Origin of the sequence: Amycolatopsis sp. YIM 10 (assembly GCF_009429145.1) — a bacterium.
Classification (GTDB): domain Bacteria; phylum Actinomycetota; class Actinomycetes; order Mycobacteriales; family Pseudonocardiaceae; genus Amycolatopsis.
The window spans coordinates 3,539,118-3,552,620 of sequence record NZ_CP045480.1 but is presented as its reverse complement, the minus strand read 5'-3'; the positions used below and the strand labels follow the sequence as shown (position 1 = coordinate 3,552,620).

Below are 13,503 nucleotides of genomic sequence, written 5' to 3'. Positions count from 1 at the left end.
CGTCCTTATGCCTGCCCACGCACGATTCGCACGAACAGCCGGTGCACGCGCTCGTCACCCGTGAGTTCCGGGTGGAAGGCCGTGGCGAGCACCATCCCCTGCCTGACCGCGACGATCCTAGCGGCCGCGTCCGCCCGGCTGGGATCTTCCGGCACCCTCGCCAGCACTTCGACGTCCTGGCCTGCCTTCTCCACCCACGGCGCGCGGATGAACACCGCGTGCAGTGCGGGTCCGTCGACCCCGGTGAACTCGAGGTCCTCCTCGAAGGAGTCGACCTGCCTGCCGAAGGCGTTGCGGCGCACCACGATGTCCAGCGCGTCGAGCTGGTGCTGGTCGGGGCGGCCGTCGAGGGCCTGGCGGGCGAGCAGGATCATCCCGGCGCACGAGCCGAACGCGGGCAGGCCCGCGCGCAGGCGCTCGCGCAGCGGCTCGAGCAGCTCGAAGGTCTCCAGCAGCCGGGACATCGTGGTGGACTCGCCGCCGGGCAGCACCAAGCCGTCCACTTCGGACAATTCGGCCGCGCGGCGCACCGGCACCGCGGTGGCACCGGCCCGCTCGGTCATCGCCAGGTGCTCGGCCACGTCGCCCTGCAGGGCGAGCACGCCGACCACCGGCCGCGCCTTCGACACGTGTAGTTCCTCCCGACTGGAATTCCGCTGGTCAAGCCTAGGGCCTCGACCCGGCGGCGGCAGCCGGGGGTGACCACTCAGGGCACGCCGAGCAAGCGCAGCCCGGCCGCGGTGGCGGCCGCGGCGAGCACCACGACCACGAACGGGGCCTTCCGCCACGCCAGCACCCCGCCCACCAGCACCCCGGCGGGCCGGGCGAAGCCGGCGAACTCGGTGCCCTCGATCAGGGCGGAGGTCGCCACCAGCGCGGCGAGCAGGACCACCGCGGCGGCGGCCATCAGCTTCTCGGCCCGCGCGTTCAACTCCACCTTCGCCCGCAGCGCCGGACCGGCGAACCGGAAGGCGAAGGTGCCCGCGCCCAGCACGACGGCGCAGACGATCAGCGACATCGGCGAGATGATCACGCGGCCACCTCGCTCTTCTTGTCCTTCTCCTCGTCCGTGCGTGCCGCCAGCACCAGCGGCACGCCGAGCAGGGCCAGCAGCACCGGCAGCCCGGCGGGCAGGAACGGGGTGGCGGCCACCGCGAGCACGGCACCGGCCAGTGCCGCGTTGCGCACTCCCCGGTCCTTCAGCGACGGCAGCACCAGCGCGAGCAGCACCGCCGGGAACGCCGCGTCCAGGCCGAACGCGTCGGTGTCGCTGACCGCGGTCCCGGCGAACGCGCCGATCACCACGCTCACGTTCCACACCACGAACAGGCTGATCCCGCAGGCCCAGTAGGCCGCGCGACGGCGGCGCCGGTCTTCCTGGGCGAGCGCGAACGCGACCGTCTCGTCGATCATCAGGTGGCTGCCGACCAGCCGCCGCACCCAGCTCCTGCCGAACACGTCCCCGACCGCGAAGCCGAACGGGAGGTGCCGCGCGTTGACCAGCAGGCCGGCCACCACCGCGGCGATCGGGTTGCCGCCGCTGGCGACCAGGCCGATGAACAGGAACTGCGAAGCCCCCGCGAACACGACCACCGAAAGCAGCATCGGCACCCAGACGTCGAAGCCGGAGCTCACCGCGATGGCTCCGTACGAAATGCCGACGATGCCGTCGGCGAGGCAGACCAGCGCGATGTCGCGCATCAGTTCCCGGCCCAGGGTTCGCTGTATCGAACGCATCACCGTTTAAGATGAACAGAACCACCGGCTGTTCGTCAAGCCGAACAGAACGACTGACGGAGCGAACACAGATGGCCACCGAAGGCGCCCCGCTCGACGTGATCGCCGCCTCGCTGAAACGGGAACGCGAACGCGCCGGGCTGACCCTGACCGACCTGGCCCGGCTGGCCGGCATCGCCAAGTCCACGCTCTCGCAGCTGGAGTCGGCCACCGGCAACCCGAGCGTGGAAACGCTCTGGGCCCTGGGCAAGGCGCTCGACGTGCCGTTCTCCCGGCTGGTCGAACCGCCGGTGCCCCGGGTCCACGTGATCCGGTCCGGCGAGGGCATCACGGTGGCCTCCGAGGAGGCCGACTACCTGGCCACCCTGCTGGCGTCGTGCCCGCCGCACGCGCGCCGCGACATCTACCTGATCCGCGCCGAGCCGGGCAGCGTGCGCCGGTCGGACGCGCACCGCGCCGGGATCATCGAGCACGTGGTCGTCTGCCACGGCCGCGCGCTGGTCGGCATGGCCGATGAGCCGATCGAGGTGGGCCCGGGTGACTACGTCGCCTACCCCGGCGACGAGGCCCACGTGTTCGAGGCACTGGACCCGGGCACCACCGTCGTCATGCTCTCCGAGCACACCTGAGGCCGGGTCAGAGCCAATCCGCTTCGATGCCGCGGGCACGCAGGGTCTCCAGCGCCTCCTCGTTGCCGGTGTAGAGCAGCGTCATCGACTTCAGGTTGGGAAAGTGCCGCACGTCGGCGAACTCGTCGACGTCGAACAGATCGTCTTCGCCGTCCCAGTTCGGGGCGATCTCGAGGTAGATCTCGTTGCCACCGTCCATCTCGATCTCGGTGACCTTCTCCGCGAGTTCGACGGGGACCTCGAGCGCCTCGAAGTGGGCCAGAGCCTCCGGTACCGCCTCGACGCTCCCGCTGTCGTAGGCGAACCCCCGCTCGGCGGCGTGCTCTCGCAGGCTGAACCTCGGCAGGAGGTCCTGGTTGTACATCAACTCCTGGACGACGGCGAGCTTGAAGTTGAGGTCGGTGAACGGGATCGGCTGGCTCATGGGGCTCATGATTACCAGCCGCGCCCGGGCGCGAGAGGCCGGCGGGGCCGGAGGACGACGTCGGTGACGGCGCCGTCGCGGGAGAGGAAGTGGTCCCGCTTCCAGATCACCAGAACAACCGCCACGAGAGCGAACACGTAGTTCTCCCAAGGCTGCCCGTCGGGATAGACGGGGAGGTTGGCCTGGAAGTGGAACAGGGCGGGAACGAGGATGCTGCCGCCGGAGACGTTGAACAGGGGCGTCATGATGATCGACAGGGCGAACGCACCGAGCATGAAGGGGCCGAAGGACCACGCGCTCTGCGGGGTGCCGCTCAGCAGGAACGCGGGCAGGTGCCACAGCCCCCAGAAGAATCCTAGGATCAGGCTGGTGACCAGGGGGTTGAACCGGCGTTGCAGCATCGGCTGGGCGTAACCGCGCCAGCCGAGTTCCTCGATCGGCCCGAGCAGGAGCGCCGGGATCAGCGCGAGCAGGACCAGGTGCCACGGCGAGAAGGGGAACTCGCCCGCCGTCCCGTTCAGCAACGCGCTCAGGTACTTGCCCGCGGGCATGGCGAGCAGCAGGAGCCACCACCACCCGGCGGGCATCCGCCACAGGGTCAGGCGGCGCAGGTGGTCCCGGACATCGCGCAGGCCAGCTTTGCGCCAGATGACGTAGAGCGCCGCGAACTCGGGCGAGTACACGGCCAGGACGAACACCGGGTGTGTGCCGGACGGAGGCCCGAAGACCGGCTCCATGAGGTCGCCGAACGCGATCAGGGACGCCAGCGCTCCCCAGCCGATCAGGAAGGCCAGTGCGAAGAACACGACGAGTGGGCGGCTCTGCGGGCGTGTCCTCTTGGTCGCCATGACGCCATCATCGATCCCCTGCCACGCGGGTGGATCCGGATATGCCCGGAGCAGCACCCTGAACCCGCTGCCGCGGCCTCAGGGTGAGCATCCTTGTGGCTATGATCGACTCGTGGTGCGATTCCACGGTGTGGCCGTATAGCCGGCCGGTTCCGCCGACGGGGTGGAACGACCCGGTGTGATTCCGGGACCAGGCGGTGAGACCCCGCGTCCCCTGTGTCCGGCCGTCGCCGGGCTTTCCGGGGTACGGCGTAAAAACGGGGTGTTGATTCATGTTCACTGGGCGAATCGGCGAGCTGGGTGCCGTCGAACAGATCAAGGGCGACGTGCTGCGGGTGCGGGCGCCGAAGAGCGCGGAGCGCGTCCACGACGGCGGATCGGCGTGCGTCAACGGGGTACGGCTCACGGTACGGCCGGCCGACGGCGCCTTGGAGGCGGTGCTCTCCGCGGAAACCCGCCGCCGGTCGACGTTCGACACGCTCGCGGCCGGGGACGCCGTCAACGTCGAGACGCCGCTCCAGGTCGGCGACCCACTGGACGGCCACCTGGTCCAGGGTTATGTCGACGCCGTCGGCAAGGTGATCCGGATCGACGACGAAGGCGGTGCCCGCCGGGTTTGGCTCCGGCCACCGCAGCGGCTGCTCGACCGGCTGCTCGCGAAGTCCCCGATCGCGCTCGACGGCGTCAGCGTGACCATCGCCGAGGTCCTGCGTGACCGGATTTCGGTCGTGCTGCTCCCGATGACCCGCTCGGCCACCACACTCGGTGAGTTGAAGACCGGAGACCGGGTGAACCTGGAAGTCGACCTGGTCGGCCGCTTGGTGGAGAAGGCCCCTGTCGCGGCGGTGGAAAAGGCACTGCCCCAGCTACCGTGGGCCGGTCGCGTCGACGGGCGCGCCGGTGTGGAGAAGGTGCTGCGCCAGCTCGCCGCCGGTGGCGGTGTTGTCGTCTGGGACCCGGAAACCGAGAGCGAGGGCGACGTGATCTTCGCCGGCGCCCGGCTCCGCCCGGAGTCGTTCACCTTCCTGCTTACCCAGGTCTGCGGCTTTCCGGCGGTGCCGTGCGCGCCGGAAGTGCTGCGGCGACTCGAAATCGCGCCGATGCCCGGTGAAGGCGACCGGCAGGGAACGGCGTGGTCGATCCCGGTCGACCTCGCCGCGGGAACGGGCACCGGCGTATCCGCCGCCGAACGTGCCGCCACCGTGCGGAAGCTGGCCGATCCGGACGCGACAGCCGAGGATTTCCTGCGTCCCGGACATGTGTTCCCGCTCGCCGCTCGGCCGGGTCTGCTCGCCGAGCGGCCCGGGCACACCGAAGCGACAGTCGCGTTGTGCACCGCCGCCGGGCTCCCTCCGGTCGGTGTGTGCTGTGAAGTGATGAACCCCGACGGCACGATGGCGGGCGGCGCCGACCTCGAAGTCGCGGCGCTGCGCTGGGGAATGCCCGTGGTGGAGCTGGCCGATCTGAAAGCGTGGCTCTGATGACCGCGGGAATGGTCCCCACTCCCTGATTCACGCGGCCTGTTCCCAGGGCGGCCCGGCGCTCGTCGAGGAGCGCCGGGCCGCCCCGTACCCGAACCGGCTTTTTCGCATTCAGGGCAAAAACAGATCTTTACGATAGCCCGGCGGGTCACCACTACGGACGATTGACGACCGAGCCGCGACTGCGGGATTCTTGCCACAGCCGTTTCCGGCCAGACACGACAGGGGAACTGTCTCAATGTCAGAATTCATCAACGTCCTCATCGCCATCGACGCGGAAACCATTATCGCGAAGTTCGGCAAGAACAACGATCCGAACAACCCGACGTTTATCCCCGACAGCAGCAGCTTGATCTACATGACCACCCGGCAGAACCAGATCGGGAGCACGCCGGGCAGTGAGCTGACGATCAACGCCTCCCCCACGGACATCATCAGGTGGCGCGAGACGACGCTGTCCCTGAACTCCGAGTACACCAGCATCCTCTACAAGTTCCACGCTTCGTCCGGGCAGGACCTGATCGACACCCCCGTGCCGAAGTCGGCGACGCTGACCGAGCCGCTGCCGAACAGCAAGGACCCGTTGAACCCCACGACCCAGAAAGTCAACAGCTACTACTGGGAAAGCGAGGTCTTGCAAACGGGGTCGGTCACCTACAATTTCAGTTTCATGATCCTCAACCGCAGCGGCCAAAAACAAGGTTACTACTACTGGGATCCCTACATCAATATTCAGGACTGACGACTGATCACCAAGCCGCGTCCGGCAATTCTTCGTGTGTGGCGGGTATTTCGTGGAACTCACGCGATCGGCCGGGCACAGCCCAGCGCCTCGTTGGTGGCGGTCTCACCGCGGGTGCGCCGCAGGTGGGCCTCGCCCCAGAGCCGGACGCTCTCCACGACGGGCAGGACCGTGATTCCATAGGACGTGAGCCGGTAGATGACGGGCGCTGGGACCGGTCCGGTCACCACGCGCTCGACGAGCCCGTCGGCCTCGAGTTCACGCAACTGCTCGGTCAGCACCTTGGGCGTGATCGGCGCACCCCGGCGGCGCAGGCCGGCGAAGTGGGACTCGCCGTGGGCGAGCCAGTACAACAGGGTCAGCTTCCACTTCCCGCCGATCGCGGCGAACGCCGCGGCCATCGGGCAGCCGGGCAGCGGGTTGGGGCGCGCCGGGGAGGGGTTACCCGCAGGTGCCTTCTTGTCCATGGTCGTGCCCCCGCCGGATAGTCGGATGATGAACATCCGCACAGTGCCACACGGACGAATCCTGGTCGCGTTCCTCGCCGTCCTCACGCTGACGGCGTCGGCGTCGGCGACGGCAGCGGGCGACTCCTCGACGGCGTCCGCCACATCCCCGGCCGTTGCGGCGGACGGCCAACGGGACTTCCACTGGGAAATCGGCACCTGGCACACGGAGGTTCGCGTGCTCGCCGATCCGCTGTCGGAAACCGAGGACGAATGGCTCCGTTTCGAGGGCACGTCCGTCGTGCGCCCGCTGCTGGACCGGCGGGCGAACGTCGTCGAACTCAAGGTCTCCGGACCGAGCGGAAGGATCGAGGGGCTCAACATGCGGCTCTACGAGCCATCGGCGAAGCGCTGGAGCCTGACCTTCGTCAACATCCGCGACGGACTGCTCACCCCATCGGTGCATGGCGGGTTCCGGGACGGCGTCGGCGAGTTCTACGGTGACGACCAGCTCGGCGAACGCCCGATCAAGGTGCGCTTCCTCATCCACCGGCAGGGGCCGGACCGGGCCGAGTTCGAGCAGGCGTACTCATCCGACGGCGGCGTGACCTGGGAGACGAACTGGATCGCCGTCGACCGGCGCGTCGGCTCCCACGACTGAGAGCAAGAGGCCCCGTGGACAGGCGTCCACGGGGCCTCTCGATCGACCGAGGGAGGCCTACCAGCCGCGCTCGGCAAGGCGGTGCGGCTCGGGCACGTCGTCGACGTTGATGCCGACCATCGCTTCGCCGAGACCGCGCGAAACCTTCGCCAGCATGTCCGGGTCGTCGTGGAAGGTGGTGGCCTTCACGATCGCCTCGGCCCGGCGCGCCGGGTTGCCCGACTTGAAGATGCCCGAGCCGACAAAAACGCCCTCGGCGCCGAGTTGCATCATCATCGCCGCGTCGGCGGGGGTGGCGATGCCGCCCGCGGTGAACAGCACCACCGGCAGCTTGCCCTTCGCCGCGACCTCCTTCACCAGCTCGTAGGGCGCCTGAAGTTCCTTGGCGGCGACAAAAAGCTCGTCCTCCGGCAGCGACGACAGCCGGCGCAGTTCGCCGCGGATCTTGCGCATGTGCGTGGTCGCGTTGGACACGTCGCCGGTGCCGGCCTCGCCCTTGGAGCGGATCATCGCCGCGCCCTCGTTGATCCGGCGCAGCGCCTCGCCCAGGTTCGTCGCACCGCAGACGAACGGCACGGTGAACGCCCACTTGTCGATGTGGTTGGCGTAGTCGGCCGGGGTGAGCACCTCGGACTCGTCGATGTAGTCGACCCCGAGCGACTGCAGCACCCGCGCCTCGACGAAGTGGCCGATCCTCGCCTTGGCCATCACCGGGATGGACACCGCCTCGACGATGCCGTCGATCAGGTCGGGGTCGCTCATCCTGGCCACGCCGCCCTGCGCGCGGATGTCGGCCGGGACGCGCTCGAGCGCCATCACCGCGACCGCGCCGGCGTCCTCGGCGATCTTGGCCTGCTCGGCGGTGACCACATCCATGATCACGCCGCCCTTGAGCATCTCGGCCATGCCGCGCTTGACGCGGGCGGTGCCGGTTTCGGGCGAAGGGGAACTGGTGGCGACGTCAGACACGGCAGGGCCTTTCACGAGAACTTTCCATTAGAACTTCCGCAGGGGGATCCGCACTCGAAGATACGACCGACGTGGCCACTCCTCACAGGCCAGTGAGTGGCTATCTCAGCAGTCCACTTGTGGCAAATGGCCTGGTGGACGAGCAGGCCACTCGGGCGGCCCCGCGCCACCCGGGTGCATGTTGGCGGTTGCGGGTTGTGGTCACTGTCCGTCCGGGTGTGTGATCGAGGACACACACTTGAGCCGAAGCCGACGCAAGGAGGCCACCCATGGCCGAAAAGCACTCGAAGAACGGCGAAACCGGGGCCGCGGTCGCTGTGGACGACCCGGCCAACGTGCGCAACGTGGTGCTCGTCGGGCCATCGGGCTCGGGCAAGACCACCCTGACCGAGGCGCTGCTGGCCGCCTCCGGCACGGTGTCGCGGGCCGGTTCGGTGGTGGAGGGCACCACGGTGTGCGACCACGATCCCGCCGCGGTGCGGCAGCAGCGCTCGGTCGGGCTGTCCGTGGCGCCGCTGCTGCACGACGGGATCAAGATCAACCTGATCGACACCCCCGGCTACGCGGACTTCGTCGGTGAACTGCGCGCGGGGCTGCGCGCCGCGGACGCCGCGTTGTTCGTGGTCTGCGCGGCCGAGGGCGTGGACGCCGCGACCGCCGCGGTGTGGGCCGAATGCGCCGCGGTCGGCATGCCGCGCGCGGTGGTGATCGCCCGGCTGGACCACCAGCGCGCCGACGTCGAGGCCGAGATCGCCGCCTGCCAGGCCGCCTTCGGCAGCGGGGTGCTGCCGCTGTACCTGCCCGCGGGCGACGGCCTGATCGGGCTGATCACCCAGCGGTACTTCGACTACTCCGGTGGTTTCCCGGCCAAGATCACCGACCCGGACCCGGCCGACGTCGACCGGCTCACCGACGCCCGCAACGAGCTGATCGAGGGCATCATCGCCGAGAGCGAGGACGAGGGCCTGATGGACCGGTACCTGGCCGGGGAGGAGATCGCCGAGGCGACGCTGATCGCCGACCTCGAGGCCGCGGTCGCCAAGGGCACCTTCCACCCAGTCATCCCGGTGTGCGCGCAGACCGGGCTCGGCCTCGGTGAACTGCTCGACGGCATGGCGCGCGCCTTCCCGTCGCCGCTGGAGCACCCGCTGCCCGAGGTCACCTCACCGGACGGCATCCCCCGGCCCCGGCTCAGCGCCGACCCGGCCGGCCCGCTCGCCGCCGAAGTGGTGCGCACCGCGGTGGACTCCTACGTCGGGCGGGTTTCGCTGGTCCGCGTGTTCTCCGGCACGCTGCGGCCGGAGCGGCCGGTGCACGTCTCCGGGCACGGGCTCGCCGAACGCGGTCACGAGGACCACGACGCCGACGAGCGCGTCGCGCACCTCTACTCCCCGCTCGGCTCGAACCTGCGCGAAGTGCCGTACTGCGTGGCGGGCGATCTCTGCGCGCTGACCAAGGTCGGCTCGGCCGAGACCGGCGACACCGTGTCGTACCCGGACGACCCGCTGCTGATGAAACCGTGGCCGATGCCGGAGCCGCTGCTCCCGGTCGCCGTGGTGGCGAAGAAGCGCAGCGACGAGGACACCCTGGCGCGCAACCTGTCCCGGCTGGTCGCCGGTGATCCGACGCTGCGGCTGGAGCGCAACGCCGAAACCGCGCAGCTGGTGCTGTGGTGCATGGGCGAGGCGCACGCCGACGTGGTGCTCTCGCGACTGCGCTCCGGCGGGGCCGAGATCGACACCGAACCGGTGCGGATCAGCCTGCGCGAGACCTTCGCGAGCAAGGCGACCGGGCACGGCAGGCACGTCAAGCAGTCCGGCGGGCACGGCCAGTACGCCGTGTGCGACATCGAGGTGGAGCCGATGCCGCGCGGTGGCGGGTTCCAGTTCGTCGACCGGGTGGTCGGCGGCGCGGTGCCGCACCAGTTCATCCCGAGCGTGGAGAAGGGCGTGCGCGCGCAACTCGGCCGCGGCCTGGTCGAAGGGCATCCGGTGGTGGACATCAAGGTCACCCTGGTCGACGGGAAGGCGCACAGTGTCGACTCGTCCGACGCCGCCTTCCAGACCGCGGGGGCGCTGGCGCTCAAGGACGCGGCGGCCAAGGCGCGGATCTCGCTGCTCGAACCGCTCGACGAGGTGGCGGTGCACCTGCCGGACGAACACCTCGGCACGGTGCTCGGCGACCTGTCGTCCCGGCGGGGCCGGGTGCTCGGCACCGAATCGGCCGAAGGTGGGCGCACCGTCATCCGCGCCGAGGTGCCCGCGACCGAACTGCTGCGCTACGCGATCGACCTGCGGGCGCTGACCTCCGGCACAGCCACCTTCACCCGGCGGCACGCCCGGTTCGACCCGATGCCGGAAGGAGCGATGAAGAGCGGCTAACGATGATCGCCGAGGTCGGGTTCGGCGATTTCGAAGTACTCCGGCTGCGGCGCGGTTCCGGCCAGCTTGAAGTACCGGACCTTGCGCCGACGCCGGAGGGCGAGGGTGTCGCGCACGGCGTCGTTGTGCACGCGCCGCGCGATCACCACGCGGTGCCCGGCGTCGTCGAGTTCGCCGGCCAGTCCAGCCGGCAGCACCGATCGGTCCACTTCGGCCAGCAGGCGGGTCAGCTCGTTCTCCTCGGCCTCGCGTTCGGACCGCGGCGCGGCTTCGGCGCGCTCGGCGGCCTCCCGCAGGCGTTCCGCGTGTTCACCGGACTGGTCACCGGCCGCGGCCACCGCGCGCGCCACCACCGCGCGCCGCGCCAGTGCCGCGTCGAGCGCGGCCCACCCTGCGTCGGTGCGCACGTGCAGCCGGTCCAACCGGTTGGCCGTGGCCACCAGGAACAGCCCGACCAGCACGATGACCACCGCCAGCACCGAGAGCAGCACGATCAGCGCGGTCACGGCGCGGGCTCCACATCCGGGCTGACACGACGCGGGTCCGCCGCGATCGCCGCCTCGTACACCCGCAGCACCTGGGTGGTCACCACGGACCAGTCGTACATCACCACGCGCTCCCCCGCCGCCGCGGCCAGTGAAGCCCGCTGGGCCGGATCACCGAGCAGCTCGCGCAGGGCCGCGGTCCACGACGCCGGGTCGCCGGTGGTGGCGAGCATGCCCGCGCGGCCGTCGTCGAGCACGCGGCGGAACGAGTCGAGATCGCTGGCGAGCACGCAGGTCCCGGCCGCCATCGCCTCGGTGAGGATCATGCCGAAGCTCTCGCCGCCGGTGTTGGGCGCGCAGTAGACGTCCACGCTGCGCAGCGCGCGCGCCTTGGTCTCGTCGTCAACCTGGCCGAGCAGCTCCAGATGCGGCACCAGCTCCGGCCCGGCCTCGCGCAGCAGCGCCTTCTCGTCGCCGCGCCCGGCCACCAGCAGTCGCAGCTCGGGGAACTCGGGCAGCAGCGCCCGCAAGGCTTCGAGAAGCACGTCCATGCCCTTGCGCGGTTCGCTGTACCGGCCGACAAAACCGACCGTGCCGCCGCTGCGCGGATATCCGTCGAGCGGGCGCGCCGCGGCGTAGAACCCGGCGTCCACCCCGTTCGGGATCTCCACCGCGTCCCCGCCGGAATGCTCGACCTGCACCCGGCGGGCCAGCGCCGAGACGGCGATGCGCGCGGTGATCTTCTCCAGCAGCGGCCGCAGCACCGGCTGGAACGCCGAAAGCGTGCGCGAGCGCGGGGTGGCCGTGTGGAAGGTCGCCACGATCGGCCCGTCGGCGATCTTCAGCGCCAGCAGCGACAGGCTCGGCACCGCGGGCTCGTGCAGGTGCAGCACGTCGAAGTCGTTGTCGCGCAACCAGCGCCGGACCCGCGCGTAGGACACCGGGCCGAACTGCAGGCGGGCCACCGAGCCGTTGTACGGGATGCCGAGCGCCTTGCCCGCCGGGTGCACGAAGGCGGGCAGGTCGGCGTCCTCGTCGGCGGGCGCGAGCACGGAGACCTGGTGACCGCGTTCGAGCAGCGCCTCGGCCAGGTCGACCACATGCCCCTGGACCCCACCGGGCACGTCGAAGGAATACGGGCAGACAACGCCGACCCTCATGCCTGCGCCTCGACCTCTTCCGGCAGGCCGCCGGGGAAGTCGGCGGTCCAGAACGGCTGCAGCATGTGCCAGTCGGTCGGGTGCGCGGCGATGTCACCGGCGAAGATGTCGGCCAGTGCCTGGGTGGCGGCGGGCACCTCGGCCCGCGCGGTCACCCGGATCCGCGGGTGCATCCGGATCTGCCAGCCGCCCTCGGTGAACCAGCAGCCGACCGGGATCAGCGCGGCGCCGGTGGTGGCGGCGAGCCGGGCCGGGCCGGGCGGCATCCTGGTCTGCTCGCCGAAGAAGGTCACGTCGATGCCGGAGCCGGTCAGGTCGCGGTCACCGACCAGGCAGATGGCCTTGTTCTCGCGCAGGCGCTTGAGCAGCACGCGGAAGGCGGCGCTGTCGCCGGTCAGCGGCACCACCTCGAAGCCGAGCGCCTCGCGGAAGGCGACGAACCGGCGGAAGACCGACTCCGGTTCAAGCCGTTCGACCACCGTGGTGAACCCGCCGAGATAACCGGTGAGCCACACGCCGGCCGCGTCCCAGTTCCCGGTGTGCGGCAGCGCGAACACCACGCCGTTGCCCTCGGCGAGCGCGGCGTCGAGGTTCTCCACCCCGGTGATCGCCGAGGCCACCTTCGCGCGGACCGCCTCGTGATCCATCGACGGCAGGCGGAAGCTCTCCTGCCAGTAGCGCGCGTACGACCGCATCGCGCGCTTGACCAGCTCGTCCAGCTCGGCGGTGTCGGCCTGGGGCACCACCCTGGCCAGGTTGCGGCGCAGCTGCTGCACGCTCGGCCCGCCCCGCCAGGTGGCCAGGTCGGCGCCGAGCGAGAAGATCGCGCTCGCGGCCGGTTCGGACAGCATGCGCGCCAGGCGCCAGCCCGCCGCGTAGGCGAGGTCCGTGGTCCGGCCGGCGAGGCTCACGCGTCCTCCCTGGCCGGTTTGGCCGCCTTCGCGGCTTTCGCCACCGCCGCCAGCCGTTGCAGCAGGGTGATCAGCGAGAGCACGGCGAGCAGCCACAACGACACCTCGACCGCGTGCGGCACGCCGAGGCCCATCAGCCCGGTGCCGACCAGCGCGATGATCAGCCGCTCGGCGCGTTCGATCAGGCCCCCGTCGGCTTCCAGGCCCGAGGCGTCGGCGCGGGCCTTCACGTACGAGATGACCTGCGCCAGCACCAGGCAGATGAGCGCGGCCGCGGCGGCGCGGTTGTTGTGCGCACCGGTGAAGCACCACCAGGCGATGGCGGCGAACAGCGCGCCGTCGACCAGCCGGTCGCAGGTGGCGTCCAGCACCGCGCCGAACGGGGTGCCGTGGCCGCGCGCCCTGGCCATCGCGCCGTCGAGCAGGTCGAGCATGGCGAAGCCCCACACGGTGAACGTACCGGTGAGCAGCCAGCCGTTCGGGAAGAAGACCAGCGCGCAGGCCATCGCGCCCAGGGTGCCCGCCACGGTCATCACGTTCGGGGTCAGCCCGGCGCGGACCAGCACCGCGCCGATGGGATCGGTGACGCGGGAAACCGAGGCACGCGCGAAGATGTTGAGCATGAGTGT

16 protein-coding genes are annotated in these 13,503 nt (G+C 70.4%); 5 read left to right on the top strand and 11 right to left on the bottom strand.

Annotated features, from left to right (window positions below; genetic code table 11):
• Positions 1-5 precede the first annotated feature (5 nt).
• The 3 genes from pdxT to YIM_RS17265 all read right to left on the bottom strand — a co-directional run bounded on the left by pdxT (position 6) and on the right by YIM_RS17265 (position 1,737).
• The gene (gene pdxT, locus YIM_RS17275; protein WP_194240184.1) at positions 6-629 is read right to left on the bottom strand and encodes a pyridoxal 5'-phosphate synthase glutaminase subunit PdxT; all 624 of its coding nucleotides are present in this window, start codon (positions 627-629) and stop codon (positions 6-8) included.
• Positions 630-706: 77 nt separating this feature from the next.
• Positions 707-1,018 (bottom strand): AzlD domain-containing protein, encoded by a 312-nt coding sequence (locus YIM_RS17270; RefSeq protein ID WP_153037047.1) that lies wholly within the window; start codon positions 1,016-1,018, stop codon positions 707-709.
• An 11-nt stretch (positions 1,019-1,029) separates the two neighbouring features.
• Entirely contained in the window at positions 1,030-1,737 is a 708-nt protein-coding gene (locus tag YIM_RS17265) for an AzlC family ABC transporter permease (protein ID WP_153031331.1), read from the bottom strand.
• A gap of 71 nt (positions 1,738-1,808) precedes the next feature.
• Here YIM_RS17265 and YIM_RS17260 point away from each other — a divergent pair, with 71 nt between their 5' ends.
• Positions 1,809-2,366, top strand: a complete 558-nt coding sequence (locus YIM_RS17260) for a helix-turn-helix domain-containing protein (protein ID WP_153031330.1) — start codon at positions 1,809-1,811, stop codon at positions 2,364-2,366.
• Positions 2,367-2,373: 7 nt separating this feature from the next.
• On the opposite strand, the gene YIM_RS17255 is transcribed toward YIM_RS17260, so the two are convergent.
• Positions 2,374-2,790: a hypothetical protein gene (locus YIM_RS17255; RefSeq protein WP_153031329.1), complete on the bottom strand. Its 417-nt coding sequence runs from the start codon at positions 2,788-2,790 to the stop codon at positions 2,374-2,376.
• Positions 2,791-2,801: 11 nt separating this feature from the next.
• A complete protein-coding gene (locus tag YIM_RS17250; protein WP_153031328.1) occupies positions 2,802-3,638 on the bottom strand; it encodes a type II CAAX endopeptidase family protein in 837 nt (278 codons plus the stop codon).
• Between the two features lie 272 nt (positions 3,639-3,910).
• Between YIM_RS17250 and YIM_RS17245 the strand changes: the two genes are divergently transcribed.
• Positions 3,911-5,119, top strand: coding sequence for a riboflavin synthase (locus YIM_RS17245; protein ID WP_153031327.1), 1,209 nt, complete (start codon positions 3,911-3,913; stop codon positions 5,117-5,119).
• A gap of 238 nt (positions 5,120-5,357) precedes the next feature.
• The gene (locus YIM_RS17240; RefSeq protein WP_153031326.1) at positions 5,358-5,861 is read left to right on the top strand and encodes an inclusion body family protein; all 504 of its coding nucleotides are present in this window, start codon (positions 5,358-5,360) and stop codon (positions 5,859-5,861) included.
• A gap of 59 nt (positions 5,862-5,920) precedes the next feature.
• Here YIM_RS17240 and YIM_RS17235 read toward each other — a convergent pair whose 3' ends face one another.
• A complete protein-coding gene (locus YIM_RS17235; RefSeq protein WP_194240326.1) occupies positions 5,921-6,328 on the bottom strand; it encodes a helix-turn-helix domain-containing protein in 408 nt (135 codons plus the stop codon).
• Between the two features lie 43 nt (positions 6,329-6,371).
• Here YIM_RS17235 and YIM_RS17230 point away from each other — a divergent pair, with 43 nt between their 5' ends.
• On the top strand, positions 6,372-6,968 hold the full coding sequence (locus YIM_RS17230; protein ID WP_153031325.1) for a hypothetical protein: 597 nt from the start codon (positions 6,372-6,374) through the stop codon (positions 6,966-6,968).
• Between the two features lie 57 nt (positions 6,969-7,025).
• Here the strand turns inward: YIM_RS17230 and pdxS are convergent, their stop codons facing one another.
• A complete protein-coding gene (pdxS, locus tag YIM_RS17225) occupies positions 7,026-7,937 on the bottom strand; it encodes a pyridoxal 5'-phosphate synthase lyase subunit PdxS (protein WP_153031324.1) in 912 nt (303 codons plus the stop codon).
• Positions 7,938-8,206: 269 nt separating this feature from the next.
• Between pdxS and YIM_RS17220 the strand changes: the two genes are divergently transcribed.
• Complete coding sequence (locus YIM_RS17220; protein ID WP_153031323.1) at positions 8,207-10,318, top strand: elongation factor G-like protein EF-G2; 2,112 nt, start codon at positions 8,207-8,209, stop codon at positions 10,316-10,318.
• On the opposite strand, the gene YIM_RS17215 is transcribed toward YIM_RS17220, so the two are convergent.
• From YIM_RS17215 to pgsA, 4 genes are read right to left on the bottom strand one after another with little or no spacing between them, the layout of a single operon-like run.
• Entirely contained in the window at positions 10,315-10,824 is a 510-nt protein-coding gene (locus tag YIM_RS17215; RefSeq protein WP_153031322.1) for an NUDIX hydrolase, read from the bottom strand. The two genes, YIM_RS17220 and YIM_RS17215, sit on opposite strands and share 4 nt — an antisense overlap.
• Positions 10,821-11,963, bottom strand: coding sequence for a glycosyltransferase family 4 protein (locus tag YIM_RS17210; RefSeq protein WP_153031321.1), 1,143 nt, complete (start codon positions 11,961-11,963; stop codon positions 10,821-10,823). The genes YIM_RS17215 and YIM_RS17210 overlap by 4 nt, the downstream gene beginning before the upstream one ends.
• Entirely contained in the window at positions 11,960-12,874 is a 915-nt protein-coding gene (locus tag YIM_RS17205; RefSeq protein ID WP_153031320.1) for a phosphatidylinositol mannoside acyltransferase, read from the bottom strand. The genes YIM_RS17210 and YIM_RS17205 overlap by 4 nt, the downstream gene beginning before the upstream one ends.
• Positions 12,871-13,497, bottom strand: coding sequence for a phosphatidylinositol phosphate synthase (gene pgsA / locus YIM_RS17200; protein WP_153031319.1), 627 nt, complete (start codon positions 13,495-13,497; stop codon positions 12,871-12,873). Before pgsA ends, YIM_RS17205 begins: the two co-directional genes overlap by 4 nt.
• Positions 13,498-13,503 lie beyond the last annotated feature (6 nt).

What these genes read in the sequence shown, in the direction of transcription:
- YIM_RS17250 (WP_153031328.1), bottom strand. Translation starts at nt 3,638, where the DNA reads ATGGCGACCAAGAGGACACGCCCGCAGAGCCGCCCACTCGTCGTGTTC.
- YIM_RS17210 (WP_153031321.1), bottom strand. Translation starts at nt 11,963, where the DNA reads ATGAGGGTCGGCGTTGTCTGCCCGTATTCCTTCGACGTGCCCGGTGGG.
- YIM_RS17270 (WP_153037047.1), bottom strand. Translation starts at nt 1,018, where the DNA reads ATGTCGCTGATCGTCTGCGCCGTCGTGCTGGGCGCGGGCACCTTCGCC.
- YIM_RS17245 (WP_153031327.1), top strand. Translation starts at nt 3,911, where the DNA reads ATGTTCACTGGGCGAATCGGCGAGCTGGGTGCCGTCGAACAGATCAAG.
- YIM_RS17265 (WP_153031331.1), bottom strand. Translation starts at nt 1,737, where the DNA reads ATGCGTTCGATACAGCGAACCCTGGGCCGGGAACTGATGCGCGACATC.
- YIM_RS17260 (WP_153031330.1), top strand. Translation starts at nt 1,809, where the DNA reads ATGGCCACCGAAGGCGCCCCGCTCGACGTGATCGCCGCCTCGCTGAAA.
- YIM_RS17240 (WP_153031326.1), top strand. Translation starts at nt 5,358, where the DNA reads ATGTCAGAATTCATCAACGTCCTCATCGCCATCGACGCGGAAACCATT.
- YIM_RS17255 (WP_153031329.1), bottom strand. Translation starts at nt 2,790, where the DNA reads ATGAGCCAGCCGATCCCGTTCACCGACCTCAACTTCAAGCTCGCCGTC.
- pgsA (WP_153031319.1), bottom strand. Translation starts at nt 13,497, where the DNA reads ATGCTCAACATCTTCGCGCGTGCCTCGGTTTCCCGCGTCACCGATCCC.
- YIM_RS17235 (WP_194240326.1), bottom strand. Translation starts at nt 6,328, where the DNA reads ATGGACAAGAAGGCACCTGCGGGTAACCCCTCCCCGGCGCGCCCCAAC.
- YIM_RS17220 (WP_153031323.1), top strand. Translation starts at nt 8,207, where the DNA reads ATGGCCGAAAAGCACTCGAAGAACGGCGAAACCGGGGCCGCGGTCGCT.